Source organism: Sphingobium sp. SJ10-10 (assembly GCF_036038995.2).
Classification (GTDB): Bacteria; Pseudomonadota; Alphaproteobacteria; order Sphingomonadales; family Sphingomonadaceae; genus Sphingobium.
This window is the reverse complement of record NZ_CP158132.1, coordinates 2,848,509-2,875,283: the sequence shown is the minus strand read 5'-3', so window position 1 is coordinate 2,875,283 and position 26,775 is coordinate 2,848,509. Positions and strand designations below refer to the sequence as shown.

General features: G+C 64.2%; 26 protein-coding genes. 8 read left to right on the top strand and 18 right to left on the bottom strand.

Annotation, left to right across the window (positions count from 1 at the left end; translation table 11 throughout):
• Nucleotides 1-66: 66 nt before the first annotated feature.
• From VVT58_RS13985 to VVT58_RS13975, 3 genes are all read right to left on the bottom strand, one after another.
• Complete coding sequence (locus VVT58_RS13985; protein ID WP_327752500.1) at nt 67-1,332, bottom strand: glutamate-5-semialdehyde dehydrogenase; 1,266 nt, start codon at nt 1,330-1,332, stop codon at nt 67-69.
• Between the two features lie 262 nt (nt 1,333-1,594).
• Nucleotides 1,595-2,239: a class I SAM-dependent methyltransferase gene (locus VVT58_RS13980; protein ID WP_066560700.1), complete on the bottom strand. Its 645-nt coding sequence runs from the start codon at nt 2,237-2,239 to the stop codon at nt 1,595-1,597.
• Between the two features lie 130 nt (nt 2,240-2,369).
• Complete coding sequence (locus tag VVT58_RS13975) at nt 2,370-4,661, bottom strand: CDC48 family AAA ATPase (RefSeq protein WP_082748727.1); 2,292 nt, start codon at nt 4,659-4,661, stop codon at nt 2,370-2,372.
• Between the two features lie 351 nt (nt 4,662-5,012).
• Here VVT58_RS13975 and VVT58_RS13970 point away from each other — a divergent pair, with 351 nt between their 5' ends.
• On the top strand, nt 5,013-5,894 hold the full coding sequence (locus VVT58_RS13970; RefSeq protein WP_066560703.1) for a LysR substrate-binding domain-containing protein: 882 nt from the start codon (nt 5,013-5,015) through the stop codon (nt 5,892-5,894).
• A gap of 77 nt (nt 5,895-5,971) precedes the next feature.
• On the top strand, nt 5,972-7,135 hold the full coding sequence (locus VVT58_RS13965; RefSeq protein ID WP_087575948.1) for a diguanylate cyclase: 1,164 nt from the start codon (nt 5,972-5,974) through the stop codon (nt 7,133-7,135).
• Nucleotides 7,136-7,178: 43 nt separating this feature from the next.
• Here VVT58_RS13965 and VVT58_RS13960 read toward each other — a convergent pair whose 3' ends face one another.
• Complete coding sequence (locus tag VVT58_RS13960) at nt 7,179-7,850, bottom strand: glutathione S-transferase family protein (protein WP_066560711.1); 672 nt, start codon at nt 7,848-7,850, stop codon at nt 7,179-7,181.
• A gap of 182 nt (nt 7,851-8,032) precedes the next feature.
• Between VVT58_RS13960 and acs the strand changes: the two genes are divergently transcribed.
• Together acs and VVT58_RS13950 are read left to right on the top strand one after the other, a co-directional pair.
• Nucleotides 8,033-9,976 (top strand): acetate--CoA ligase, encoded by a 1,944-nt coding sequence (gene acs / locus VVT58_RS13955; protein WP_327752501.1) that lies wholly within the window; start codon nt 8,033-8,035, stop codon nt 9,974-9,976.
• Between the two features lie 21 nt (nt 9,977-9,997).
• Nucleotides 9,998-10,510, top strand: coding sequence for a cytochrome b (locus tag VVT58_RS13950; RefSeq protein WP_087576373.1), 513 nt, complete (start codon nt 9,998-10,000; stop codon nt 10,508-10,510).
• A 189-nt stretch (nt 10,511-10,699) separates the two neighbouring features.
• Here the strand turns inward: VVT58_RS13950 and VVT58_RS13945 are convergent, their stop codons facing one another.
• Nucleotides 10,700-11,908 carry a UbiH/UbiF/VisC/COQ6 family ubiquinone biosynthesis hydroxylase gene (locus VVT58_RS13945; RefSeq protein ID WP_327752502.1) on the bottom strand — a complete coding sequence of 403 codons (1,209 nt, stop codon included), beginning with the start codon at nt 11,906-11,908 and terminating at the stop codon, nt 10,700-10,702.
• An 86-nt stretch (nt 11,909-11,994) separates the two neighbouring features.
• Complete coding sequence (locus VVT58_RS13940) at nt 11,995-13,086, bottom strand: branched-chain amino acid aminotransferase (protein ID WP_066560724.1); 1,092 nt, start codon at nt 13,084-13,086, stop codon at nt 11,995-11,997.
• 152 nt (nt 13,087-13,238) lie between these two features.
• Here VVT58_RS13940 and VVT58_RS13935 point away from each other — a divergent pair, with 152 nt between their 5' ends.
• Together VVT58_RS13935 and VVT58_RS13930 are read left to right on the top strand one after the other, a co-directional pair.
• Complete coding sequence (locus VVT58_RS13935) at nt 13,239-14,255, top strand: beta-eliminating lyase-related protein (RefSeq protein WP_327752503.1); 1,017 nt, start codon at nt 13,239-13,241, stop codon at nt 14,253-14,255.
• The gene (locus tag VVT58_RS13930) at nt 14,252-15,136 is read left to right on the top strand and encodes a DMT family transporter (RefSeq protein WP_066560735.1); all 885 of its coding nucleotides are present in this window, start codon (nt 14,252-14,254) and stop codon (nt 15,134-15,136) included. The genes VVT58_RS13935 and VVT58_RS13930 overlap by 4 nt, the downstream gene beginning before the upstream one ends.
• Here the strand turns inward: VVT58_RS13930 and VVT58_RS13925 are convergent.
• From VVT58_RS13925 to VVT58_RS13870, 12 genes are all read right to left on the bottom strand, one after another.
• Nucleotides 15,133-15,288 (bottom strand): hypothetical protein, encoded by a 156-nt coding sequence (locus tag VVT58_RS13925; RefSeq protein WP_327752504.1) that lies wholly within the window; start codon nt 15,286-15,288, stop codon nt 15,133-15,135. The genes VVT58_RS13930 and VVT58_RS13925 overlap by 4 nt on opposite strands.
• 94 nt (nt 15,289-15,382) lie before the next feature.
• The gene (locus VVT58_RS13920) at nt 15,383-16,180 is read right to left on the bottom strand and encodes an NAD(P)-dependent oxidoreductase (protein ID WP_066560742.1); all 798 of its coding nucleotides are present in this window, start codon (nt 16,178-16,180) and stop codon (nt 15,383-15,385) included.
• A 12-nt stretch (nt 16,181-16,192) separates the two neighbouring features.
• On the bottom strand, nt 16,193-16,564 hold the full coding sequence (locus tag VVT58_RS13915) for an iron-sulfur cluster assembly accessory protein (protein ID WP_066560745.1): 372 nt from the start codon (nt 16,562-16,564) through the stop codon (nt 16,193-16,195).
• Complete coding sequence (locus VVT58_RS13910; protein WP_327752505.1) at nt 16,564-17,028, bottom strand: SUF system Fe-S cluster assembly protein; 465 nt, start codon at nt 17,026-17,028, stop codon at nt 16,564-16,566. The genes VVT58_RS13915 and VVT58_RS13910 overlap by 1 nt, the downstream gene beginning before the upstream one ends.
• On the bottom strand, nt 17,025-18,230 hold the full coding sequence (locus VVT58_RS13905; RefSeq protein WP_327752506.1) for a cysteine desulfurase: 1,206 nt from the start codon (nt 18,228-18,230) through the stop codon (nt 17,025-17,027). The genes VVT58_RS13910 and VVT58_RS13905 overlap by 4 nt, the downstream gene beginning before the upstream one ends.
• Entirely contained in the window at nt 18,227-18,979 is a 753-nt protein-coding gene (locus VVT58_RS13900) for a SufD family Fe-S cluster assembly protein (RefSeq protein WP_327752507.1), read from the bottom strand. The genes VVT58_RS13905 and VVT58_RS13900 overlap by 4 nt, the downstream gene beginning before the upstream one ends.
• On the bottom strand, nt 18,976-19,722 hold the full coding sequence (sufC, locus tag VVT58_RS13895; RefSeq protein WP_066562063.1) for a Fe-S cluster assembly ATPase SufC: 747 nt from the start codon (nt 19,720-19,722) through the stop codon (nt 18,976-18,978). Before sufC ends, VVT58_RS13900 begins: the two co-directional genes overlap by 4 nt.
• Nucleotides 19,723-19,740: 18 nt before the next feature.
• Nucleotides 19,741-20,196: a hypothetical protein gene (locus VVT58_RS13890; RefSeq protein ID WP_327752508.1), complete on the bottom strand. Its 456-nt coding sequence runs from the start codon at nt 20,194-20,196 to the stop codon at nt 19,741-19,743.
• Nucleotides 20,193-20,660 (bottom strand): endonuclease domain-containing protein, encoded by a 468-nt coding sequence (locus tag VVT58_RS13885; RefSeq protein WP_327752509.1) that lies wholly within the window; start codon nt 20,658-20,660, stop codon nt 20,193-20,195. Before VVT58_RS13885 ends, VVT58_RS13890 begins: the two co-directional genes overlap by 4 nt.
• 32 nt (nt 20,661-20,692) lie before the next feature.
• Entirely contained in the window at nt 20,693-22,177 is a 1,485-nt protein-coding gene (gene sufB / locus VVT58_RS13880) for a Fe-S cluster assembly protein SufB (protein ID WP_066560766.1), read from the bottom strand.
• Complete coding sequence (locus tag VVT58_RS13875) at nt 22,174-22,584, bottom strand: Rrf2 family transcriptional regulator (protein ID WP_066562065.1); 411 nt, start codon at nt 22,582-22,584, stop codon at nt 22,174-22,176. Before VVT58_RS13875 ends, sufB begins: the two co-directional genes overlap by 4 nt.
• Before the next feature lie 104 nt (nt 22,585-22,688).
• Complete coding sequence (locus VVT58_RS13870; RefSeq protein ID WP_327752554.1) at nt 22,689-23,519, bottom strand: helix-turn-helix domain-containing protein; 831 nt, start codon at nt 23,517-23,519, stop codon at nt 22,689-22,691.
• A gap of 466 nt (nt 23,520-23,985) precedes the next feature.
• Between VVT58_RS13870 and VVT58_RS13865 the strand changes: the two genes are divergently transcribed.
• Entirely contained in the window at nt 23,986-25,023 is a 1,038-nt protein-coding gene (locus VVT58_RS13865; protein WP_327752510.1) for a quinone-dependent dihydroorotate dehydrogenase, read from the top strand.
• A 48-nt stretch (nt 25,024-25,071) separates the two neighbouring features.
• Complete coding sequence (gene ggt / locus VVT58_RS13860) at nt 25,072-26,772, top strand: gamma-glutamyltransferase (protein ID WP_327752511.1); 1,701 nt, start codon at nt 25,072-25,074, stop codon at nt 26,770-26,772.
• The last annotated feature ends 3 nt before the right edge of the window (nt 26,773-26,775 follow it).

The following is a 26,775-nucleotide window of genomic DNA, read 5'->3' as shown; positions in this document are numbered from 1 at the left end:
GGCTTCGACTTCGCTCAGCCTTGCCCTTCGACAAGCTCAGGGCGAACGGGGAAGAGATTGGCGGATTTACGGCCGGGTCTGGCCTGTTCCGCGCACCAGCCATTTATAGGTCGTCAGACCTTCCAGCGCGACCGGGCCTCTTGCGTGGAGGCGCCCGGTCGAAATGCCGATCTCCGCGCCCAGCCCGAACTCGCCGCCGTCCGCAAACTGGGTGGAGGCGTTCCACATCACGATCGCGCTGTCGACGGCGTTCAGGAAGCGCTCGGCTTTGGTCGTGTCCTCGGTGATGATCGCGTCGGTGTGGTGGCTGGCATGGGCGGCGATATGGGCGAGTGCCTCGTCCAGCCCTTCCACGATCCGGACCGAGACGATGGCGTCGAGATATTCCGTATCCCAATCCTCACCAGACGCGGCGATCACGCGGCTGTCCATCGCCTGCACAGCTTCATCGCCGCGCACTTCGCATTTGGCGTCGAGCAGCGCCTTCACGATGGCGGGCGCCTGAGGATAGGCCTTGTCGATCAGCACTGTCTCGGTCGCGCCGCAAATGCCGGTGCGGCGCATCTTGGCGTTCACCACCAGTTTTTGAGCCATGTCCGGATCGGCGGCACCGTCGACATAGCTGTGGTTGATGCCGTCGAGATGCGCGAGCACGGGCACGCGCGCCTCTTCCTGCACGCGGGCGACCAGGCTCTTGCCGCCACGCGGGACGATCAGGTCGATGAACTCGGCGGCCTTGAGCAGCGCACCCACGGCAGCGCGGTCCGTGGTGGGGACCAGTTGCACCGCGTCGGCGGGCAGACCGGCAGCGGCGATCCCTTCGGCCATGGCGGCGTGGATGGCGCGGTTGCTTTCCTTCGCCTCGCTGCCGCCGCGCAGGATCACGGCATTGCCGGCGCGCAGGCAGAGCGCGGCGGCATCGGCGGTCACGTTGGGGCGGCTTTCATAGATGATGCCGATCACGCCCAGCGGCACGCGGACGCGGCTCAACTCCATGCCATTGGGGCGAACCTGCTTATCAATCACGCTGCCCAGCGGATTGACGAGCGTCGCCACCTGATCGACGCCCGCCGCCGTCGCGAGAACGCGATCCTCGTCCAGCCGGAGCCGGTCGAGCATGGCGGGCGAAAGGCCGTTGGCGGCGGCATTTTCCATGTCGCGGGCATTGGCGGCGATGATCTGCGGCGCCTGATCCCGCAGCGCCTGCGCGGCGCGGCGCAATGCGTCGATCTTCTGCGCATCGCTCGCGGCGGAAAGGACCGCTGCCGCAGCGCGCGCGCGCGCGCCCATGGTCGCGATCAGCATTTCGGGGGTCTGGGTAAGGTCGTTCATGAAATATCTCGCCGTGTTTCGCGCCGGGCCTTATCATGAAAGCGGGCCAAAGCGAAACCACCGTTGCGGATGCGGCAGGGCCAAAGCCGACAGCCGGACCATGGGTCGCAAAATGGCCCGGCTGCCAGCAGGCAGAAGGAACTGCCTATTTCGCACGCCTAGCGATCAGGTCAGGCCAGCGCATACCCAAAACAGGGTATAGACCTAGCCAAGCCGAAAAATTCGCTCAAAATGCCGCAAATTCAATATTAAAGCGGATCGATCAGGCCGCCTGGGCCAGAATCTCCTGCTCCATGGCGGTGAACATCCGGCAGGGCGGGATATTGCGCCATTCGACCCGTTCCCGAATCTCTTCGAACAGGGGGGAGAGCAGGCGGCGCACATAGCCGGAATATTGATAGACCATGAAAGCCCCCCCAGCCTTCAACACCGACCGGGTTTCGGCGCAGATCGCCTCGCCCACGCCTTCTGGCAAGGTCGAGAAAGGGATGCCGGACAGCACGTAATCCGCCTGGGCATAGCCCGCTTCCTTGATGAAGCGGCGGACATCGGCGGCGGAACCATGGACGATGCGCAGCCGGGGATCATCGATCTCCGCCTCCAGATAAGCGACGAAATCGAGATTGAGGTCGATCGCGAGCAGGGTCGCGTCCGGATGCAGCCTGTCGAGAATGGGGCGCGTGAACGTGCCGACGCCCGGCCCGAATTCCACGAACAGCCGGGTCCGCTGCCAGTCCACGCCCTCCAGCATGCTGTCGACCAGCATCTGGGAAGAGGGAATGACCGACCCGATCATGCCTGGATGCTTGATGAACTGCCGGAGGAACATGCTCCATTGACCCAGGAAGGTGGAGGATTGCTTTCCGGGAAAGACCCGATTTTTCTTCTTCAAAGAAATGGAGGCCATTCATTCTCGCCTGTCTGCCTTGACCTGACCGACTCGCAAAAATCGCACCGGCATGCAAGCGCCTTCACGGCGGAAGGGGTAAAAGCATGGGCGGGTAAAGGGATTTCCCCTCCCCCGCCCGATGATCGAGTCAGTCCCGGTTGCGGGGGCGCAACATGCCGGGCGCGACAAAGCCGATGGGATCGACCTGCATCACGCTTTGCTTGAGCGTGGCCTGGATCTGCTCATATTCACGCTCCATTTCGGGCGTGACGGAGGCACGGGTGTCCTCCAGCGCCGCTTCGAAATGGGCCTGCGTCACCTTGTCCACCGAGAGCGACTGGCGCAGCGCGACCAGCCCCGCCCGGCGAACCAGATCCTCCAGATCGGCGCCGGTGAAGCGTTCGGTGCGCTCGGCCAGCACATCAAGATCAACATCCTGCGCCAGCGGCATCTTGCCGGTATGAATGGACAGGATGCGCCTGCGCCCGGCCCGATCCGGCACGGGGACATAGATCAGTTCATCGAACCGCCCTGGCCGCAGCAGCGCCGGATCGATCAGCGTCGGCCGGTTGGTCGCGCCGATGACGACCACCGATTGCAGCTCCTCCAGCCCGTCCATCTCGGCCAGGATGGTGTTCACCACCCGCTCCGTCACTTGTGGTTCGCCCAGGCCGCCGCCCCGCGCGGGGACCAGGCTGTCCAGTTCGTCGATGAAGATGACCGTCGGCGCCACCTGCCTTGCGCGGGCGAAGAGGCGGGCGATCTGCTGTTCGCTCTCCCCATACCATTTGCTCAGCAGGTCGGACGATTTGGTCGCGATGAAATTGGCCTGCGCTTCCCGCGCCACCGCCTTCGCCAGCAGCGTCTTGCCGGTGCCGGGCGGGCCATAGAGCAGGAAACCCTTGGCCGGGCGGATACCGATCCGGCGGAAGGCGTCGGGATCCTTGAGCGGCAGTTCCACCCCTTCCTTGAGGCGCATCTGCGCATCGTCCAGCCCGCCGATATCGGCCCAGCCGATGTTCGGCGCCTGCACCATCACCTCGCGCATGGCGGAGGGCTGGACGCGCTTGATCGCCGCCATGAAATCCTCCCGCGTGACGGAGAGTTCCTCCAGCACATCGGGCGGGATCGTCCCTTCCTCCAGATTGAGGCGCGGCATGAAACGGCGGACCGTCTCGATCGCCGCCTCGCGGGTCAGCGCGGCAAGGTCCGCGCCGACAAAGCCATAGGTCATGCGGGCGAGTTCGCTGAGGTCGACCTTGTCGCCCAACGGCATGCCGCGGGTGTGGATGCCCAATATTTCCCGCCGCCCGCGCTCGTCCGGAACGCCTACGATGATTTCGCGGTCGAACCGGCCGGGACGGCGCAGCGCCTCGTCAATCGCCTCGGGCCGGTTGGTCGCGGCGATGACGACGAGGTTGGTGCGCGGCTCCAGCCCGTCCATCAGCGTCAGCAATTGCGCGACGAGACGCTTTTCCGTCTCGCCGGTCACATTGCCCCGCTTGGGCGCGATCGAATCGATCTCGTCGATGAAGAGGATCGACGGCACAGCCTTGGCGGCGGCCTCGAATATCTCGCGGAGCTGCTTTTCCGACTCGCCATAGGCCGAACCCATGATCTCCGGGCCGTTGATCAGGAAGAATTCCGCTTCCGATTCATTGGCGACGGCCCGGGCCAACCGGGTCTTGCCGGTTCCCGGCGGGCCGTGGAGCAGCACGCCCTTGGGCGGATCGACGCCCAGCCGCTCGAACAGTTCGGGATAGCGCAGCGGCAGCTCCACCATCTCGCGCAACTGGTCGATCGCCTCCGCCATGCCGCCGACATCGTCATAGGTGACGTCGGCGCGGCGGGATTCGCGCGGCTCCTCATATTCGGCGCGCAGTTCGACTTCGGTGTCGGCGTCGAGCATCACGAAGCCCTTGGGCACGGTCGACACCACCACCAGCCGGATTTCCTGCAGGGCGTAGGCGGGCGCGGCCAGCATCTGGCGCAATTGGGGCGGCATGTCGCCGGGCGGAACCTGTTGCTGTCCCGCCGTGGCGACGATATCGCCGGAGGCGAGCGGCCGTTGGAAGAAAACCCGCTTCAATGCTTCGGGATTGCCCTGCAACCGCAAATTATTTTGTGCAGGCGCGAAGACGACGCGCTGGGCAGGGCGTGGTTCGACCTTGCTGATCAGGACGAAGTCGCCCGATCCGACCCCGGCATTCGCGCGCTGAAGCCCGTCGAGGCGCAGGACGTCAAGCCCCTCATCCTCCTTATAGGGCCGCACCACCCGCGCGGGGGTTGAGCGCTTGCCCGCGATCTCGATCACATCGCCTTCGGCCAGATGGAGTTCCGCCATCACCGCCACCGGCAGGCGCGCAAGGCCGCGCCCCGCATCTTCCGGCCGGGCGTTGGCCACCTGTATCCTGCGTCCTGCGGTTTCTTCTTCGGCCACGTCGGCTTCCCCGTTCTTGTCGCTGCGTAACGAGATAGGGAACGTCGCGGCCGAGGAAAAGGGGCCATAAGGAACCCCGGAAGGAATAAAAAAAGGGCCGGCCCGAAGGCCAGCCCGTAAAGTTTATAGGAGAGGATGCCTGAAAGGCCTTTCCTATGTGCAGTGCGGGATGTATTTTCGCAAGTGCGAAAAGAATCGAGGAGTTGCATTTTTTGCATCTTGCCAACCGCCCTTTTTTCCTGCTCAGTGGCCCAGTCTTTGGATTGAGGATGCTTGAGAGCCGGTTTGCGCGCCGTTTGAGAAGAAGCAATGACGCGTCGCAGCGGATCGGCCGAATGAACATGACGGTTTATGCGTAGATTGCCGCCTCTTACGGCCCTGGAGGCCTTTGTTCAGGTCGCCCGCCTTGGTTCGGTCAAGGCGGCAGCGGAAGAGCTTGCGCTCTCGACTCCGGCGCTGAGCCGCCGGGTTCAGGCGCTGGAGCGGTTCATCGGCCGCCCCCTGTTCGACCGCAAGCATCAGGCGCTGGAAATCAACGCCGACGGGCAAAGATTGCTGGACGACATAGCTCCGACGCTGGATTCATTGAGCCAGGCGCTGGAGAATATCCAGAGCGGCGGCAACCAGTTACGCCTCAGGCTCGCGGTCATGCCGCTGTTTGCGACGCAGCGGCTGTTCCCGCATCTGGGCGCGCTGCGGCAACGCCATCCGCAGCTCCATATCGATATCGAAACCACCCCCTATGCCGTCGCCCGGCTGGGCGAAGGGCTGGACGCCGCGATCGTGCTGGCGAAGGACATCGACCCGGCGCTCTATGCCCATGAGCTGGACCATGACGAGGTCTATCTGATCGGACGCAAGGCCATGCTGGAGGCGCCGAACGCGCTGACATCCCCGCAAGAGCTGGCCAATCATACGGTGTTGCTGCACCGCGACATGGCGCTGGCGTTCGAGGCGTGGAAGGAGGCGGTCAACCTGCCCGACCTGCAGCCGCTGGCGATCGACAATTATGATTCCGGCCAGTTGATGCTGGAGGCCGCCGCCCAGGGGCTGGGCGTCGCGGTGATGCATGCCAGCCATTATAATGAAGCGCAGGATCCCCGGCTGGCAAGGCTGTTTCCGGAGAACCGGGTCGAGAGCCCCTATCGCTATTATTTCGTCTGCCGCCCCCGCGCGTTGCAGACCCGGGCCGTGCGGATCTTCCGCGACTGGCTGATCGGCGCGGATATATAATCGATGTCGATCAACGCCTTGCCGATTTTCGCTTGGCGTGTCCTTAACCTTGTTTATCCCCCGTCGTTATAGCGGACATGACTGGGGCATCATCTTCCGCAAACGCGCAACATGGTCTGACCGATCGGCTGGCCCGCTGGGCCCGCGGCTTTTCGGGCAAGGCCGCTGACGAGGACATGGACGAGCCGGAAGAGGCGCAGCGCGCCCGGGCGGGCAGCGCGGCCAACCGGGAAATCACCCGGCGGCGCAAGCTGTACGAGGATATTGGCGACTTCCTTTTCGCCCATGACCTGGACCTGACGCCGCTCAATTTCGGCGTGGCCCATGACTATCTGACCGGATCGCATATCGGCGTGGAAAAGGCCGTGAAGGCCGTGCTGGCCGAACGCGGCAAGATCACCAACGGCTGGGTCGAAAATGTCGCCGCCGAACAGCGCAATGATGAGGTGACGCCCGAAGCGCTTGCCTCGATGCTCGACAAGGTCGAGGAAAATCTGTCGCAATTCACTGGCCTGATGACCGAATCGCGCAATTCGGCCAAGGATTATGGCGCCGCGCTGCAGGAAGAGGTGAAAGGCCTGTCCGCCGGTGCCGATAATCAGCCGGTGCTGGCGCGCCTGGTGGCGCTGACCCGATCGATGGTCGAAAAGACCCGGCAGGTCGAAAGCCAGCTACGCAACAACCAGAAGCAGACGCAGCTCCTGAAATCCAATCTGGAAAGCGCGCGCCGCGCGGCCGAGCATGACCATCTGACCGGCCTGCCCAATCGCCGCGCCTTTGAAGCGGTGCTGCGCGACGAACTGAAACTGGCGCAGAATCAGGGGGAGCCGCTCGCGGTGGCCTTTTGCGACATCGACCATTTCAAGCTGATCAACGATGCCCATGGCCATGATACCGGCGACCGGGTGCTGAAATTCGTGGCGGGCCTGCTGTCCAAGGCGAGCAACGATCAATGCCATGTCGCGCGCCATGGCGGGGAGGAATTCGTCATGCTGTTCCGCGGCAAGACGGCAGCCGAAGCCTGCGAGGCGGTCGACAGCGTGCGGCAGGATCTGTCCACCCGCAGCCTCGTCAACCGGGCCAATGGCGAACGGATGGAGCGGGTCAGCTTTTCCGCCGGCGTCGCCAATGTGCTGGCCTTTGAAGACCCCCGCGCCGCGTTGAAGGCGGCGGACCGGGCGCTGTATCTGGCCAAGGAACATGGGCGCAACCGGGTATATCTGGCGGCCGAGTTGGATTAGGGATTACACCTCCCCTCCCGCCTGCGGGAGGGGAATTATCGCTTCAGAAATCCGGCTTTTCATAATGCGGCGGCGGGGTGATCACCTCCATCCGCTCGGAAAGCAGCGGGCGGAAGGACGGGCGCGACTTGAAGCCCGCATACCAGCGCTTCACCGTCTCATGCCCGGCCCAGTCGATGCCGCCCAGATAATCGGCCACGGACAGATGCGCAGCGGCGGCGATGTCGGCCAGACTGAGCGTCGGACCCGCCATCCAGCTTCGGTGATCGAGCAGATAGTCCATATAATCCATATGGACATTGGCCCGCTTCATCGCCTCGCGCAGCACGCGGGCGTCAGGCGGGGCGCGCTCGATCAGCCGCTTCTTCATCCGCTCGTGCAGCAATGGGCCGACGACATCGCCGTAGAAATTCTGGTCGAAAAAGGCGGTCAGCCGACGCACTTCGGCCCGCCCCGCCGCCGTGCCGGAGATGAGCGGGAATTTTTCGACCGTTTCCTCGAAATATTCGCAGATCGCCTGGCTGTCGATCAGGGTGATGCCCTTTTCCTCGTCCACCATCACCGGCGTCGTGCCGGCGGGGTTGAGGTCGAGAAATTCGTCGCGCCCCTCCCAGGGCGATTCGCGCACGAGATCGTAGCCCACGCCCTTTTCACCGAGCAGCAGACGAACCTTGCGCGAGAATGGACAGAGCGGAAATTGGAAAAGTTGCCACATATTCCCTTCCTGTTAGGCCCAGCAAGCCCATGCGAAAAGCGGCAAATGGCATGATCCTGCTTAATTCCCGGCCGATAATGGTGGAAACTGTGGCGGAAGGAGAACGATCCTGTCTTCCGGCCATCGCGCCTTGGCTCTAGGAGGGGCCATAAGCGAGGATTTCGCAAAGGAAAGGATGCCGCATGTCTGACGATTTTTTCCCGGTCCCAGCAGAATGGGCGGCCTCCGCGCTTCTCGACCGGGATGGGCGCGCGGCGGATTATGCGCGGTCGATCGGGGATGCCGACGCCTATTGGCTGGAACAGGCCAGGCGGCTCGATTGGGAGAATTTTCCCACGAAAGCCGATGAGAGCAGCTTCCACGAGGCCGATTTCGGGGTGAAATGGTTTGCCGACGGCGTGCTGAACGTCAGCGCCAACTGCATCGACCGGCATCTGACGGCAAGGGGAGATCAGACCGCGATCATCTGGGAACCGGATGCGCCGGAGGAAGAACCGCGCCGCTTCACCTATGCTGAGGTGCATGAGGAGGTCTGCCGCTTCGCCAATGTGCTGAAGGGCGCGGGCGCGAAGAAGGGCGACCGGATCACCGTCTATATGCCGATGATCCCGGAGGCTGCCTTCGCCCTGCTCGCCTGCGCGCGGATCGGGGCGATCCACTCGGTGGTCTTTGGCGGTTTCTCGCCCGAGGCGCTGGCGGGGCGGATCACCGATTGCGATTCGACGCTGGTGATCACCGCCGACGAAGGCCGTCGCGCAGGCAGACAAGTGCCGCTCAAGGCCAATGTCGACGCGGCGTTGAAGCTATGCACCAGCGTCCGCACGGTGATCGTCGTCAAGGCCACCGGCGGCGCCATCGCCATGGAGGAAGGCCGCGACCTGTGGCTGCATGAGGAAGCGGCCAAGGTTTCCGCCGACTGCCCCGTCGAGCCGATGCAGGCGGAAGATCCGCTGTTCATCCTCTACACTTCGGGTTCGACGGGCAAGCCCAAGGGCGTGCTGCACACGACCGGCGGCTATCTGCTCTGGGCCAGCCTGACGCATGAGCTGTGCTTCGATTACCGGCCCGGCGACATCTACTGGTGCGCGGCGGATATCGGCTGGGTCACGGGGCATAGCTATATCGTCTATGGCCCGCTGGCGAACGGTGCGACGACGCTGATGTATGAGGGTGTGCCGAACTATCCGACGCCCAGCCGCATCTGGGAAGTGGTCGACCGGCATCAGGTGCAGACCATCTTCACCGCCCCCACGACGCTGCGCGCGCTGATGAAGGAGGGGGATGATTTCGTGACCCGCACGAGCCGCAAGTCGCTGCGCCTGCTGGGCACGGTGGGCGAGCCGATCAATCCCGAAGCCTGGCGCTGGTATCATCATGTCGTGGGCGAGGATCGCTGCCCGATTATCGACACCTGGTGGCAGACCGAAACCGGCGCCGCGATGATCGCGCCGATGCCCGGCGCGACCGATCTGAAGCCCGGTTCCGCGACCTTCCCCATGCCCGGCGTGGTGCCGCAGATCGTCGATGCCGAGGGCCATGTGCTGGAAGGGGCGACCGAAGGCAATCTCGTCATCGCGCAGAGCTGGCCGGGGCAGATGCGCACCGTCTGGGGCGATCATGAGCGTTTCTTCCAGACCTATTTCACCACCTTCCCCGGCAAATATACGACCGGGGACGGGGCGCGGCGGGACGCGGACGGCTATTATTGGATCACCGGGCGCGTCGATGACGTGATCAACGTGTCGGGCCACCGCATGGGCACGGCCGAGGTCGAAAGCGCGCTGGTGCTGCATGAGGCGGTGGCCGAGGCGGCGGTGGTCGGCTTCCCGCACGATATCAAGGGTCAGGGCATCTACGCCTATGTGACGCTCAACAGCGGCGAGGAAGCGACCGACGAACTGCGCAAGGCGCTGGTCGCCTGGGTCCGCAGCGAGATCGGGCCGATCGCCACGCCCGATGTGATCCAATTCGCGCCGGGCCTGCCCAAGACGCGTTCCGGCAAGATCATGCGCCGCATCCTGCGCAAGATCGCGGAAGGGGAGGTCTCGCCCCAGGCGCTGGGGGACATTAGTACACTTGCCGATCCCTCGGTTGTGGATAATCTGGTCGCCAATCGTCAGGGGTAAAAAATCAAGCAGGAGTATTTGATGGATCGCTACAGCTCCGTTGCCCGCGCGTTGCACTGGATCCTGGCGATCCTCATCCTCTTCAACCTCTTCCTGGGCTTCGCGCATGATGCGCTGCCCAAGGAGTGGAAGGTGATGCCCGTCCACAAGTCGATCGGGCTGACCGTGTTGGCCCTGACGGTTCTGCGCATCCTGTGGCGGTTCATGCACAAGGCGCCGCCGCTACCCGCCGCAATGCCGGCCTGGGAAAAGGGTGCCGCGCATGTCACGCATTTCGCCTTTTACGCGTTCATGCTGGTCATGCCGCTGACCGGATGGATCATGTCCTCCGCCGGGGATCGGCCCCTGAACTGGTTCTTCCTGTTCGACGTGCCCAAATTCGCCGTGTCGAAGGGCGATGCGATCGTCGGGATTTCAGGCGAGACGCATGAGATTATGGGCTTTGCCTGGGCGGCGTTGATCATCGTGCATGTGCTGGCGGCGCTGCGGCATCATTTCATCCTGAAAGACAATGTGCTGCGGCGGATGATTTGATCGGTGCCTGGAAGGGTGGAGGGTGGACGGTCTGCTTCGCGCTGCTTTCCTTGAAGTACACCGTGCTCCTGCGAAGGCAGGAGTCCAGTCCCGCCCTCTGTGGATCATCGCACCGTAGGAACTGGACTCCTGCCGTCGCAGGAGCACATATCGCTTGGTGACGGCAAATGGCCGAAAACAGCCTAAGACCTAAACCATCTCGCCCGTCAGCAGCCGCGGCAGCGCGCCGGATTTTCCCCGCGCTTCGGCCATGAAGCGGTTCTTGAGCAGGGACGTGCGCTGCACCGTCGCCAGTCCCGCGCGGCGGACAAGCGAGGGAATGCGCCCCGGCACATCGAACAGCCGGACCAGCCCGTCCATCGCCACGCTGGTCATCATCGCGTCCAATCCCCGCCAGCGCTGATAGCGCGTCAGCAATTGCGCATCGCCCGGATCGAGGCCGAGCCGCATGCCCTCCACCAGAACCTCCACCAGCGCGGCGACATCGCGGAAGCCGAGGTTGAGACCCTGCCCTGCGATCGGGTGGATCGCATGGGCGCTATCCCCGACGAGGGCCAGGCGCGTGTCGGTGATCCGCGCCGCATGGTGGAAACCGAGCGGATAGCTGGAGCGCGGCCCGGCCAGCGCGATCTCGCCCAGGAAGCCGCCCATGCGCTTCTGCGCCTCCGCCAGCCAGGCGCGTTCAGACAGTTTGAGCATCGCCGGAGCCTGCTCCGTCGGCACGGTCCAGACGATGGCCGAACGGGTGCCCGGCAGCATCGGCAGCAGCGCGAAAGGGCCGCCGGGATAGAATATCTCATAAGCCGTGTTGGCGTGCGGCACTTCATGATCGATGGCGGTCACCATCGCGACATGCTTGTAGTTCCAGCGCGTGGTGCGGATGCCCGCAGCCTCGCGGGTCGGGCTGTTGCGCCCCTCAGCCGCGACCAGCAGCGCGCCGTGAATGGTTTCGCCGCTGGCGAGGGTCAGCGTCACGCCGTCGGCATTGCGCTCGACATGCAGTGCCCGGTCGGGCTGGAAGCGGGTGAGATTTTCCGCCTTGCTCCCCGTCTGCGCCAGGGCGACGCGCAGGTCGCGATTGGGGAACATGATCCCCATCACGCCGTCATCCGCATCCGGCGCGAAGTCGAGCGCGCCCGGTTCCAGACCGTCGCTGACCCAGATGCGATCGATTGGGCAACCCTTGCCTTCCAGATGGTCTGCCACGCCTATGGCCGACAGCATGGCGAAACTGGTGGAGCTGATGGCCGAAACCCGCCCGTCGAAACCGGCGGCGGTGGTCTCCACCGGATTGGCCGGATCGATCACGGCGCAGCGCACGCCATGGCCGGAAAGCGCGATGCCAAGGGTCAGGCCGACCAGGCCACCACCCAAAATGACGACGTCGAAGCGTTGCATGAGGGCGGTTCTAGGCGGTTGGGACGGGATTGGGAAGCGACCAGTTACTCCGTGCTCCTGCCTGCGCAGGAGCACGATCTCATTTTTTAAAGCTTGCGCACCCAGTTCGCCGGATCGGCCACCGTGCCGCGCTGGATGCCGGTGAGGTCGGCGCGCAGCGCTTCGGTGACGATGCCGCCGTCGCCATTGCCGATGGTAAAGGCGCCATCGACGCTCTTGACCGTGCCGATCGCGGTCACGACCGCCGCCGTGCCGCAGGCGAAGGCTTCGCGCAGCTTGCCGCTGGCGGCGTCGGCCCTCCACTGGGCGAAACTATATAGTTCCTCGCGCACGTCATGTCCCTTGGCGCGGGCGAGCGAAATGATGCTGTTGCGGGTGATGCCCGGCAGGATCGTGCCGGAAAGCGGCGGGGTGACGATCGATCCGTCATCCATCACGAAGAAGACGTTCATGCCGCCCAATTCCTCGACCCACTTGTTCTCGGCGGCATCGAGGAACACGACCTGATCGCAGCCGTGGCCGATCGCCTCCTTCTGCGCGACCAGCGAAGCGGCATAGTTGCCGCCGCATTTGGCGGCGCCGGTGCCGCCACGCGCCGCGCGGGTGAAATGCTCCGACACCCAAAGCGTGACCGCCTTCTTGCCGCCCTTGAAATAGGCGCCGGCGGGCGAGGCGATGACGCAGAAAATATATTCGTTCGCCGGGCGCACGCCCAGGAAGGTCTCGCTCGCGAACATGAAGGGGCGCAGGTACAGGCTGCCCTCGCCGCCCGGAATCCAGTCGGCGTCGATCTTCACCAGTTCCTCGACCGCTTCCATGAACAGGTCTTCGGGCAGGACCGGCATGGCCATGCGCTCGGCCGATTCAGCGAAACGGCGGGCATTTTCCTCCGGCCGGAACATGGCGATGCTGCCATCCTCCAGGCGATAGGCCTTCATCCCTTCGAAGATTTCCTGCGCATAGTGCAACACGGCGCAGGCGGGATCGAGCTGGAACGGTTCACGCGGGCCGATGCTGTGGCTGTGCCAGCCCTGCCCCTCGGTATAGCGAATCGTGACCATATGGTCGGTGAAGAGCTTTCCGAAACCGGGGTCCGCCAGCAATACCGCGCGCTGGTCAGCCGATACAGCCTTGCTGCTGCGGGTGACGGTGAAGCGCGATGTCTGCTGGACGTCCATGATGAAAGCTCCTTTGGGTTGGACGGGCCGCCTATGTCACAGATGGCGGCGCGAAACAATCGGTCAATATTACTGACCCATATAACCGCCCATAGCCGATCCGATCAGGGTGGCATCTTGGCGCTGAGGCACGGCACGGCTATCCCCTGTCCATGCACTTTTTTTCCGACAATGCGACGCCGGTTTGCCCGGAGGTGATGGCCGCGATCGCGGCGGCCGACCACGCCGACCATGGCTATGACGGCGATGCCTGGAGCGGGCGGCTGAACGGTGCCTTTTCCGCGCTGTTCGACACGGAAGCGGTGGCGCTGTGGATCGCGACCGGCACGGCGGCGAACAGCATCGCGCTGGCCTGCCTCTGTCCGCCCTATGGCGGGGTGCTGTGCCATGAGGAAGCGCATATCGTCGTTGACGAATGCGGCGCGCCCGGTTTCTACACCCATGGCGCGACCCTGATGGCCTTGCCAGGCGAGGGCGCCAAATTGTCGCCCGAGGCAGTGACCGAACGGTTGAAGGCGATCCGGCCCGATGTGCATCAGGTGCCGGCGCGGGCGATCAGCATTACGCAGGCGACCGAATATGGGCTGGCCTATACGCCCGATGAGGTGGCGGCGCTGAGCGCGGTGGCGCATGAGCATGGGTTGGGCTTCCATATGGACGGAGCGCGCTTCGCCAATGCGGTGGCGCATCTGGGTTGCCATCCGGGCGATGTAACCTGGCGGGCGGGGGTCGACATACTCTCCTTCGGCTGCGTCAAAAATGGCGGGATGATCGGGGAGGCTTTGGTCTTTTTCGGGGATCAGGCGGAGGCGCGGGCGGCCGAGGCGGCGCGCTGGCGCAAACGGGCGGGGCATCTCTTTTCCAAGGGGCGCTATCTGGCCGCGCAGTTGCTGGCGATGGTCGAGGGCGATCTCTGGCTCCGCAATGCGCGTGCGGCCAATGCGGCGGCGCAGGCTTTGGCGGAAAGCGCGACCGGGCGGCTGATGCACCCGGTCGAGGCCAATGAACTGTTCGTGCGGCTCACCTCCGCCGAGAAGGCGCAGTTGCGGGCGCAGGGCTTCGATTTCTACGACTGGGGCGAGGAAGCGGCGCGGCTCGTCACCAACTGGTCGCAGGATGCCGCGAGCGTGAGGCCTTTGGCCGATGCGCTCAAGGCCTTGAAGGGATGAGCGAGGGCAAGGGCGTCGCCTTGCCCTTCATCCTGGTCACACTGATCTGGAGTTCCACCTGGATCGTGATCCGCGACCAGATCGGCAATGTCCCGGCGAGCTGGTCGGTCTGCTATCGCTTCCTGCTGGCCGGGGTGGCCATGGCGATCTTCGCCAGGGTGCGGCGCGTGCCGCTCAATATCGGCGGCAAGGGGCTGGTCTTCGCCGGGTTGCTGGGCGTGGCGCAGTTCGTGATGAACTTCAATTTCGTCTATCGCGCCGAGCATTATCTGACATCCGGCGTGGTGGCGGTGGTCTATGCGATGCTGCTGATCCCCAACAGCATCCTTGCCTTCCTCTTCTTCCGCCAGCCGGTGAGCCGGGCCTTTGTCGCCGGATCGGTGGTGGCGGTGACGGGAATCGCGCTCATGCTGGCGCATGAAGCGGCGAGCGTCAGGCCGGACATGGTGCTGCTGGGCACCGCTTTCTCGGTCGCCGGGCTGCTGAGCGCTTCGGCCGCCAATGTGATGCAGGGGATGGAGATTGCCCGGCGGCTGCCGATGGTGGCGGTGCTGGCCTGGGCGATGCTGATCGGCGCGGCGGTGGATGCGCTCTTTGCATGGATCACCACCGGGCCGCCGGTTTTCGAGCCGCGAATCGGCTATGTGCTGGGGATAGGCTGGTTGGGGCTGGCGGGATCGGTCGTGACCTTCCCGCTTTATTTCCGGCTGATCCAGAGGATGGGCGCGGGGCGCGCGGCCTATAGCAGCGTGCTGATCCCGGTGATCGCCATGCTGATCTCCACGCTGGTCGAGGGCTATCGCTGGACGGCGCTGGCGGGTGCCGGCGCTTTACTCGCCATCATCGGGATGGTCATCGCCCTACGGACGAAACAGGCCTAGCGGCGGACGCCCGGCTGATAGCATCGCTTGGCGGCGTTGACCTTGTCGATCAGGCTGGCGAGCGGGACCGGCGCGGACGTGGCGCGTTCGGGCAGGGTCAGGCCGTTGATGCGCTGGCCCAGGGCGGTGAAGGCGTGATCGAAGCGGTCCATCTGACTCAAGTCCCATGCAAAGCTGACAGGACCGCCATCGGGCCAGCATGGTTAAGAAGACGTTAGCGATGACCTGTCCTTGCGACGGGCCGAGTCAAAGGCAGGCGGGCAGCCCTTCGCGATAGGTCGGATAGCGGGGGGACCAGCCCAGCAGGCGCTTGGCCCGCCCGTTCGCGACGCGGCGGTTTTCGGCATAAAAAGATTGCGCCATGGGCGTGAGCTGGGCTTCCTCCAGCGTCAATAGTGGCGGAACCGGCAGGCCCAGCATGGCGCAGGCCGTTTCGATCAGCCGGTTCTGCGCGCAGGGCAGGTCGTCCGAAAGATTGTAGATGCCGGGCGACCCCTGGTGGAGCGAGGCGATGATGCCCGCGACGATGTCATCGACATGGGCGCGGCTGAAGACCTGATCGGGCAGGTCGATGCGATGCGCCCGCCCTTCCCGCACGCGGTCGAGCACCGAACGTCCGGGGCCGTAAATGCCGGGCAGGCGGAAACGGCGCAGATCGGGGCGAAGCGCGCCCCAACCGGCATCGGCCTGCGCCCGGGCGGCGCGGCGGCCCAGGCGCAGCGGGGTGGCTTCATCCACCCATGCGCCCGCCGCATCGCCATAGACGCCGGTGGAGGAGAGATAGCCGGTCCAGATCGCGGGCGCGGCGGCGATGGCGGCGCCGTAGCGGGTCAAGACAGGATCGGCGTCACCCTCGGGCGGGACGGAGGAGAGGATGTGGGTGGCCTGCGCGATGGCCGCACGGACGGCGCTTTCGTCATCGAAGGCGAGCGCGTCGGCATCGGCGGTGCGGCGGACGCCGGTGACGTGCCAGCCATCGGCGCGCAAGCGGGCAGCAAGACGCGATGCGGTATAGCCCAGCCCCAGGATCAGCATATGGGGCATGGACGGCTATCCTCAGACCGTGAAGCTCTCGCCGCAGCCGCAGCTGCCCTTGGCATTGGGGTTGTTGAAGACGAAGCCGGCGGTGAAGTCGTCTTCCACCCAGTCCATGGTCGATCCGACCAGATAGAGCACCGACGCGCCGTCGATGTAGAAGGTGCCGCCGGGCGTTTCGATCTTCTCGTCGAACCTGGCTTCCTCGCTCACATAATCGACCGAATAGGCAAGGCCCGAGCAGCCGCGGCGCGGGGTGGAGAGCTTGACGCCGATCGCGTCTTCGGGGGCATCGGCCATCAGGTCAGCGATGCGCTGCTCGGCGGCGGGCGTCAGGATGACGGCGGCGGGGCGAGCGCGGATTTTGGTGTCGCCATTGGGAGTAGGGGTCATCAGAGCATTCCCAGTTCGAGCTTGGCTTCGTCCGACATTTTCTGCGGATCCCATGGCGGATCCCAGACGAGGTTCACCTGCGCATCGCCCACGCCCGGCACCGCGCCGACGCGCAGTTCGACTTCGCCCGGCATGGATTCGGCCACCGGGCAATGCGGCGTGGTCAGCGTCATGGTGACGACGGCATGGCCGTCCTCCGTGACGTCGACGCCGTAGACCAAGCCCAGATCATAGATATTGACCGGGATTTCCGGGTCGTAGATTTCCTTGAGCGCATCGATGATCGCATCGTAAAGGCTGCCGCCCGGCTCGCCCTTGGGCGTTTCAATGGGCTTGGCGCTCAGGAATCCGTCGAGATAGTCGCGCTGGCGCTGGCCAGAATCAGAAGCTTCCTCGACACGCGTTTTGGGCGGGGTGTTCACCGCCTCGACCTCTTCCATCAATATCTTCCGCTCTTCGCTCATCCGAAGATTTTCCTCACTCGTTCTATGCCTTTGACCAGCGCATCCACATCGCTTTCGTCGCTGTAGATGCCGAAGCTGGCCCGTGCCGTAGCCTCGACGCCGAGATGACGCATCAGCGGCTGCGCGCAATGATGTCCCGCCCGGATCGCCACGCCCGTTTCGTCCAATATGGTGCCGACATCATGCGGATGCACCCCCTCAACCTCGAAGGAGAGGATGCCCGCCGAATCCTCCGGCCCGAAGACGCGCACGCTGTTGAGGCTTTCCAGCGCCACCCGCGCCTTGGCGACCAGCGCGCATTCATGGGCGTGGATCGCGTCAAGGCCGATGGCCTGCACATAATCGATCGCCGCCGACAGGCCGACGACGCCGGTGATATGCGGCGTCCCCGCCTCGAACCGGGTCGGCGCGGGCGCGTAGGTGGTTTTCTCGAACGTCACCTTGTCGATCATCGATCCGCCGCCCTGATAGGGCGGCATGGCGTCGAGCAGATCCTTGCGCGCCCAGAGAGCGCCGATGCCGGTCGGGCCGTAGAGCTTGTGCGCAGAAAAGACGTAGAAGTCGCAGTCCAGCGCCTGCACATCGACGGCGAGGCGCGGGACGGCCTGGCAGCCGTCAATCAGGATCTTCGCGCCAACGCTGTGGGCAATGTCGGCGGCGCGACGCACATCGAGGACACTGCCCAGCACGTTCGACACATGGGCCAACGCGACCAGCTTGTGTTGCGGCGTGATCATCGCCTGCATGGCGTCGAGATCGATCTTGCCGTCCGCCGTGAGCGGCACGACGTCGATCTGCGCGCCTTGCCTTTCGGCCACGATCTGCCAGGGGACGATATTGCTGTGATGCTCCAGCATCGAGAGCAGGATGCGGTCGCCGCTTTCAAGCTGCGTACCCGCCCAGCTTTGGGCGACGAGGTTGATGCCCTCGGTCGCGCCGCGGACGTAGACAATCTCGCTGTCCGACGCCGCTCCGATGAAGTTCGCGACCTTGCGGCGCGCCGCCTCATAGGCAAGCGTCATATTGGCCGAGCGCTCATAGACGCCGCGATGGACTGTCGCATAGTCCGGGCCATAGGCGCGGGCGATGGCGTCGATCACCGCATTGGGCTTCTGCGCGGTGGCGGCGCTGTCGAGATAGTGCCAGTTGCCGACGCCGGGGAAATCATCCCGCAAGCGCAACGCTTGAGCCAGATCGGTCATACCAGCGTCTCCAGCTTGGCGATCGCGGCGGCTTCGAGCCTGTCCTTGACGGCTTCGTCGGCGACATCATCGAACACGCCCGCGACAAAGGCTTTCAAGAGCAGCGTCTTGGCCGTTGCCGGGTCCATGCCGCGTGAAGCCATGTAGAAGAGCGCTTGGCGGTCCAGCTCGCCCACGGTCGCGCCATGGGCGCATTTCACGTCGTCGGCGTAGATTTCCAGCTCCGGCTTGGTATTGGCCGTGGCGGTGCGGTCGAGCAGCATCGCCTTGACCGACTGGAAGGCGTCGGTGCGCTGCGCGTCGCGGGCGACATTGATGCTGCCCAGATAGCTGCCGGTGGCGTGCTGGCCCAAGATTGAGCGGATGGTCTGGCCGCTGGTCGAGTCCGGCTTCGCATGGGTGACGGCGGTGATGATCTCCAGCGTCTGGTCGCCGCCACCGATGATCGCGCCGTTCAGCTCGAAATGCGCGTTGCTTCCCAGCGTGACGGTGAAGGTCGCGCGACCGAATTTACCGCCGATGTTGAGGACATGGAAATCGCAGCGCGCGCCGTCGGCAATGGTGATGACATAGTCATGCACCGCCGCCGCGCCTTCGGCCGCGTCCTGCAACAGATGATGGCGCGCCGTTTCCCCAGCGGCCACATAGATGCGCGTCGGCGCGGGCGTCGGCCAGATGGCGGCCAGCGCGTCGAGATCGCTGTAGCGCCATTCTTCAGCCTTGCGCGTGGGAAGGGTGAGCGTGGTCACGCGGCCACCACCTCCGCATAACCCTCGCGCTCCAACTCCAGCGCCAGTTCGGGGCCGCCCGACTTCACGATCCGACCGCCGGCAAGCACATGGACGAAGTCCGGCTTCACATAGTCGAGCAGGCGCTGATAGTGGGTGATGAGCAGCACCGCCTTGTCGGGCTTGCGCATGATGGCGTTGATGCCCGCGCCCACGATCTTGAGCGCGTCGATGTCGAGGCCGGAGTCGGTCTCGTCCAATATCGCCAGCCTGGGGTCGAGAATGCCCATCTGCACCATTTCGGCGCGCTTCTTCTCGCCGCCCGAAAAGCCGACATTCACCGGACGCTTCAGCATCTCCATGTCGAGGCCGAGCAGGGCGGCCTTTTCCTTGGCGAGCTTGATGAATTCGCCGCCGTTCAGTTCCTTCTCGCCCCGCGCGCGGCGCTGCGAATTGAGGCTCTCGCGCAGAAATTGCAGGTTGGAGACGCCCGGAATCTCGACCGGATATTGGAAGCCCAGGAACAGCCCTGCGGCGGCACGCTCATGCGGCTCCAGCTCGAACAGGTCTTGCCCTTCGAAGGTCGCGGTGCCACCGGTCACGTCATAGTTCGGACGGCCGCCCAGCGTATAGGCCAGCGTCGACTTGCCCGCGCCATTCGGCCCCATGATCGCATGGATTTCGCCCGCCTTGATGGAGAGCGACAGTCCTTTCAGGATTGCCTTGCCGTCGATTTCATTCGAGAGATTATCGATCGTCAGCATCATTCACACCCCAAAAAATCAACGACTCTGCGCGCGCTGGAGCGTCCGCGCGGTCCAGAAAGCCATGTCCCGCACATCGCCGGGCGCGGGGAACAGCGTGTCGATATGGCGTTTGATCGGCATATAGGGCCACCAGTCGGCGCCCGGCTCGGGCGCGCCCTTTTCCAATATGCCGGTCACGAACTCGGTCACCGGACCCATGCGGGCGAGATTGGGCGCCTTCGCCTTGTGGAACGCCTTGTCGCTGCGCAGCTTCTCCGTGAAGGCGACATCGCCCTGCTCCAACGCGGCGCGGCATTCGGCCTGATAGGCGTCGAGATCACCAAAATCCTTGGCGGCGCGGGCGGCAAGCTCGCCCTCTTCCAGCTCATAATCCTCGGTCAGGATGCGAATCGCGGCGGTCCATGCCTGGCCATTGCCGACATCCTCCGCGAAATCGGCGAGGGCGTCCTGAATATCGTCTTCGTCGCTCAAAATTCTTGTCCTTGAGAGTGGGAAAGCCCCTCCCCTTCAGGGGAGGGGTTGGGGTGGGGGCTCGCCCAACGATCCGGCGCCTGTTGGAGCGCGCCAAGGATCGCGGCGCAAACCCCTTCGATATTCTGCCTCACGTCATGGTTGGCGATGCGAATGATGCTGTAGCCCATTGCATTCAACGCCTCATCACGCGCCTTGTTCGATTCCACGCTATGCGTATCGCCATCGACTTCGACGATCAGCGCTTTTTGCGGGCAGAGGAAATCCGCAATGAACGGACCGATCACGGTCTGGCGGCGGAATTTGTAACCGCCGAGTTGTGAGCGGGACAGCTTTGACCAGAGGCGCTTTTCCGGTTCGGTCGGTTCGCGGCGCATTTCGCGAGCGAAAGCCGCTAACTGAGCGAGGCGTCCAGTCGACAGCCCCCACCCCCGGCCCCTCCCCTGAAGGGGAGGGGAGCCCAAGCGCTTTGCCTGATCGAGAGGCGTCAACTCCCTCAACCGACCGACCCTTCCAGCGAAATGCCCAGCAGCTTCTGCGCCTCGACGGCAAACTCCATCGGGAGCTGTTGCAGCACTTCCTTGGCAAAGCCGTTCACGATCAGCGAGACCGCGCTTTCCTGATCCAGCCCGCGCTGCATCGCGTAGAAAAGCTGGTCGTCGCTGATCTTGCTGGTGGTCGCCTCATGCTCGATCTGGGCGGAGGGATTGCGCACTTCGATATAGGGCACGGTATGCGCGCCGCACAGGTCGCCCAGCAGCAGGCTGTCGCACTGGGTGAAGTTGCGCACGCCCTCCGCGCCCGGCGCCACGCGCACCAGGCCGCGATAGGTGTTGTTCGACCGCCCCGCCGAAATACCCTTGGACACGATGGTCGAGCGGCTGCCCTTACCATTGTGGATCATCTTGGTGCCGGTGTCGGCCTGCTGCATGTTGTTGGTCAGCGCCACCGAGTAGAACTCGCCCACGCTGTTCTCGCCGTTCAGCACGCAGCTTGGATATTTCCAGGTGATGGCCGAGCCGGTTTCCACCTGGGTCCAGCTGACCTTGCTGTTGCGGCCCTGGCAGAGCGCCCGCTTGGTCACGAAATTATAGATGCCGCCCTTGCCGTTCTCATCGCCGGGATACCAGTTCTGGACGGTGGAATATTTGATCTCCGCATCGTCCAGCGCGACCAGTTCGACCACGGCGGCGTGGAGCTGATTCTCGTCGCGCATCGGCGCGGTGCAGCCTTCGAGATAGGAGACATACGCCCCCTCGTCCGCAACGATCAAAGTGCGTTCAAACTGCCCCGTATTTTCCGCGTTGATGCGGAAATAGGTGCTGAGTTCCATCGGGCAGCGCACACCCTTGGGAATGTAGACGAAGGTGCCGTCGGAAAAGACCGCGCAATTCAAGGTCGCGAAATAATTGTCGTGCATCGGCACGACCTTGCCCAGCCACTTCTTCACCAGATCGGGATATTCGCGCACCGCCTCGCTGATCGAGCGGAAGATGACCCCCGCCTCCTCCAGCTCCTTGCGGAAGGTGGTGGCGACCGAGACGCTGTCGAACACCGCGTCGACCGCGACCTTGCGGCTGCCCTTGACGCCAGCCAGCACTTCCTGCTCGGCAATGGGAATGCCCAGCTTCTGATAGGTCGCCAATATCTCCGGATCGACCTCATCCAGCGAGTTCAGCTCCGCCTTCTTCTTCGGCTCGGCATAATAATAGGCGTCCTGATAGTCGATCGGCGGGATGTTGAGCTTGGCCCACTCCGGCGGGTCCATCGTCTGCCATAGGGCAAAGGCCTTCAGCCGCCATGCCAGCAGCCATTCCGGTTCCTTCTTCTTGGCCGAAATGAAGCGGACCGTATCTTCGTTCAGCCCCTTGGGCGCGAAGTCCTGCTCGATGGCCGAGGACCAGCCATGCTCGTAGGTGGAGGCGCGATCGGCGGCCTCATGCGCTTCGAGATTGCGAACAGTGGTTGCTTCTTCGGTCATGCCATTTCTCTGGTAAGGCTGGCGATCGTCACCCGGGCCAAAGCCGATCGGATCGCATTGTTCGCGACGTTCATATGCGGGCGCACGCGGCAGTCCTGCTCCAGCGAGCAGTCATGCGCGCCATGGTCCGCGCAGGCGGTCATGGCGATGGGGCCTTCCACCGCCTCCACCACATCGGCCAGCGTGATCGCGGCGGGAGGACGGCTGAGACGCACGCCGCCGCCGGTGCCCCGGCTCGATTCGAGCAGGCCGGCGGCAGAAAGACGGCTCACCAGCTTCTGCGCGGTGGGCAGCGGAATGCCGGTTTCGGCGCTCAGCGTGGTCGCGTTCATCTTCGCCGCACCGCAATGGCGAGCGGCGGCCGACATCAGCACCACGGCATAATCTGCGAAACTCGAAAGCCTCATGACCTGCGCCTTGCGAACCATTCTCAAATCGGATCGAATCAATCCGATTGGCATGTGGTCCCGCCAGCGGACGGAATCAAGGCATTTTTGCTTGGGTGAGGGCGCTAGCTGAAACGGTTGATCACAGCCACGTCTCCGCCCAGCGACCGGCGCAGCAAGGTGAGCTGCGCCACGGCGCTCGGTTCAGTCTGCAACTGATGCGGGGTCAGGCCGATGAAATGCTTGATCTCCCGAATGAAATGCGACTGGTCGTAGAAGCGCCCGTCATCGCACAGCGCCTGCCAGCTTTCATGATCGAGCGCGATCCGCGCGCTGCACCGGAGCGCGCGATATTTCCGCGCCAGCAGCTTGGGCGGGCAGCCATAATATTTGTTGGTGAGCCGGGCGAGTTGGCGCGGCGACAGGCCGGTAATATCCGCCAGCGTCTCGATCCGCGGGGAGCCTTCCCCCATCAGCCAGCCGTCCACCGCCTCCAGCAGCCGCCATGTCGATTCGGGTAGCGCGACCAGCCTTTCCGCCAGGAAGGACCAGCAAAGCGCCGCCATCGCCTCCGCATCGACGGCGGCGCGCAGCTTTTCCAGCAGATCCCGATATCCCGGAAGGTGCCCCATATCCTTTACCCGATCGGTCAGGACACTGGCATCGCCCCCATGCAGCGCGATCCATCCCGCCGGAAGCAGGGAAATGCCGACCACCCGGCCGGGGCCGTTCAATTCGAACCGGGTCGCGCCCAGGGTCGGACCCAACAGGCAGACTTCAGGGGTCGGCGCGATCTTTCCGTCGTGAAAATGATAGTCGCCGCTATTTTCCAGCATGAAGCGAAGTTGCGGCACGTCGGCGCGGGTCACATCGGAATAATGATCGGCCGTTTCGGTAAAGATATAAAGCGAGCCGAAATAGGCGTTGAGTTGTTCGGGCAGCGCGAAGTAGCGCAAACGCACCGGTCCTTGCGCCGCATCGACGGTATAGGACAATGGCGCCTGACCATCTTTTGCCGTGATATTTGGCGCCCCCCCGGGCGCTTCGCTGTTATGCGACCCCATATCTCACCCCAGCACGCAATATGCGCCATCGCCGCCAAGGTGCAAGGGCTATGCTTAACGGAATATCACTTTCCGTCCTGTCCGGAGACGATGGAACGGGACGTCTCATAAAAATGACCCGGCAGTTTTCACCGCCGGGTCAGGAAAAGGTCTCGTCAGCCAAATGGCCTAGAGCCTTCGGGTCGCAGGACTCTCTTACGTCCGAATCGGGGAAATTTTATTGGATGGATCGGACATTAGCCGGACCAAAACGGGACGAATCCCAATGAATCTTGTTAAGAAATGACGATCCTTCCCTACTGTTGCCGCGTTGCAACAGCGACTCGACGTCGGCCTTCCGCGCTGGCATAGCGCCGCCATGTCCTACAGCCTGATCCGCCCCCTGTTTTTCGCGCTGGAAGCCGAGCGCGCCCATCATCTCTCCATCAAATTGCTGCGTCTGATGCCGGTGCCTCCCGCGCTGAAACCCGATTCGATGCTGGCGCAGACGGTGGCGGGAATCGCCTTTCCCAATCCGGTCGGTCTGGCGGCGGGTTATGACAAGGAAGGGCTGGTCGCGCACAAGATGCACGGGCTGGGCTTCGGCTTTGCCGAACTGGGGACGCTGACCCCGCTGCCGCAGCCGGGCAATCCGCTGCCCCGGCTGTTCCGGCTGGTCGAGGACCGGGCGGTGATCAACCGCATGGGCTTCAACAATGGCGGCCAGGCGGCGGCGGCGGAGCGGATCGCGAAGCGCAAGCGGCCAGGCGGTCCGGTCATCGGCATCAATATCGGCGCCAACAAGGATGCCGCCGACCGAAGCGCGGATTATGCCACGGGCGTGATCTGCATGGCGCCGCTGGCCGATTATCTGACGGTCAACATCTCCTCCCCCAATACGCCGGGGCTGCGCGCCTTGCAGGATCGGGCCGCGCTGGACCAGTTGCTGGGCGCGGTCATGGCGGCGCGGGGATCGAATCGCACTCCCATTTTCCTGAAGGTCGCCCCCGATCTGGAACCAGCCGATGTCGAGGATATCGCCGCCGCCTGTCTCGACCACCGGATCGACGCGCTGATCGTTTCCAACACCACCATTTCCCGGCCTTCGCTGCGATCCGCGCAGGCTGGTGAGGCGGGCGGCCTGTCGGGCGCGCCGCTGCACGATCTGGCGCTGCAAAGACTGCGCGACTTCCGCCGGGCGCTAGGCACGCGCCTGCCGCTGATCGGCGTAGGGGGCATCGCCAATGCGGAGCAGGCCTATGCCCGCATCCGTGCCGGGGCGAGCCTGATCCAGCTCTACAGCGCGCTGGTCTATGAGGGGCCTTATCTCGCCAAGCGGATCAATGCGGGCCTGAAAGCGCTGATGGCGCGTGACGGGGTCAGGAATATCAGCGAGATAGTGGGTATCGACGCCTGATCCGTCATATGGGTTGCAGACCGCAACGCAGCGATTAGGATGCCGGACATGACTTCTCGCCTTTTCGGCCTGCTGGCTCCCTTCACCCTTTACGCCCTCATTCCTGCGCCACTCGCGGCGCGGGAGCCGGTTTCGGTCAACGTCACCGTCTCCGCCGCCGATCCCCGCGCCGCCGAGGCCGGGCAGGAAATATTGCGCAGGGGCGGCAGCGCCACCGACGCCGCCATCGCCATGATGCTGACGCTCAATGTCGTCGAACCGCATAATAGCGGCATCGGCGGCGGCGGCTTCCTGATGCATCATGACGGGCGGACCGGCGTGCTGGATTCGATCGACGGGCGGGAGACGGCCCCGGCGGCGGCGCGGCCCGACCGTTTCATGGGTGCGGACGGCCAACCCCTGCCCTTCCGCGAAGCATGGCCGGGCGGCTATTCCGTCGGCGTGCCGGGCAATTTGCGGCTGGCCTGGGACGCGCATCGCAAATGGGGCAAGCTGCCCTGGGCCGAGCTGTTCCAGCCCGCCATCCGCTTTGCCGAACAGGGGTTCGAACTGCGCCAGCGGCTCGACACGGCGATGAAGGCGGTGGCGCCGGTCTGGGCGGACTTTCCCGAAATCCAGAAATATTTCTGGATCGACGGCAAGCCCGCGCCGATGGGCACGATCCTCAAGAACCCGCCTCTCGCCGCACTGTTCAAGCGAATCGCAGCGGAGGGGCCGGACGCCTTCTATCTGGGCGACAATGCCAGGGCGATTGCCGAAACCGTCAGCAACGCGCCGAAAAATCCGGTGCCGATGACGGAGGCCGACCTCGCCGGCTATCAGGCCAAGCCGCGCAAGCCGGTTTGCGGTCCTTATCGCATCTATACGGTCTGCGGCATGGGTCCGGCTTCGGCGGGTGGGATCACCGTTTTGCAGGTGCTGGGCATGGTCGAGCGATTCCCGTTGGCGCAATGGGGCAAGGACGATCCCCGGTCCTGGCATGTGATCGGGGAGGCAATGCAACTCGCTTATGCCGATCGCGACACTTATCTGGGCGATCCCGAGTTCGTGTCGGTGCCGATCGCCGGGTTAATCGACCCCGCCTATCTCAAGCAGCGATCGGCGTTGATTTCCATGGGCAAGGCGCTGGGCGACTATCGCCCCGGCATTCCGCGGGGCGCGGGGAAGCGCACCGCCGCCCTGCCACAGCCGGAATCGGGCACCAGCCATTTCGTCGCGGTGGACCGCAATGGCGATATCGCCGCCTGGACCTCCACCATCGAAAGCTTCTTCGGCAGCCAGCTTGTGGCCAATGGCGTGATCCTGAACAATGAGCTGACCGATTTCAGCTTCACGCCCGAAAAGGACGGCGCACCCGTCGCCAACCGGGTCGAGCCGGGCAAGCGACCGCTGTCGTCCATGTCGCCCACCATCGTCTATGACGCGGCGGGGACGCCCATCTTCACCGTCGGCGCGGCGGGGGGAAAGACCATCATCATGCAGGTCGCAAAGGCGCTGATCGCGCATTTCGACTGGGGGCTGTCCGCGCAGGATTCGATCGCGCTGGGGTTCGAATTCTTCGACAAGGACGGGCTAGTGCTGGAACAGGGCACGTCGCTGGAGGCGATGAAGGCGCCGCTGGAGAAGCTGGGGCACAAGGTATCGATCAACCGCTTCGGCCTGAAGGCCAATGCGGCGGAGCGAAGAGCGGACGGCCATTGGGTCGGCGGCGCCGATCCGCGCAGTCCGGGTGTGTCGTTACAGGAGTGAAGC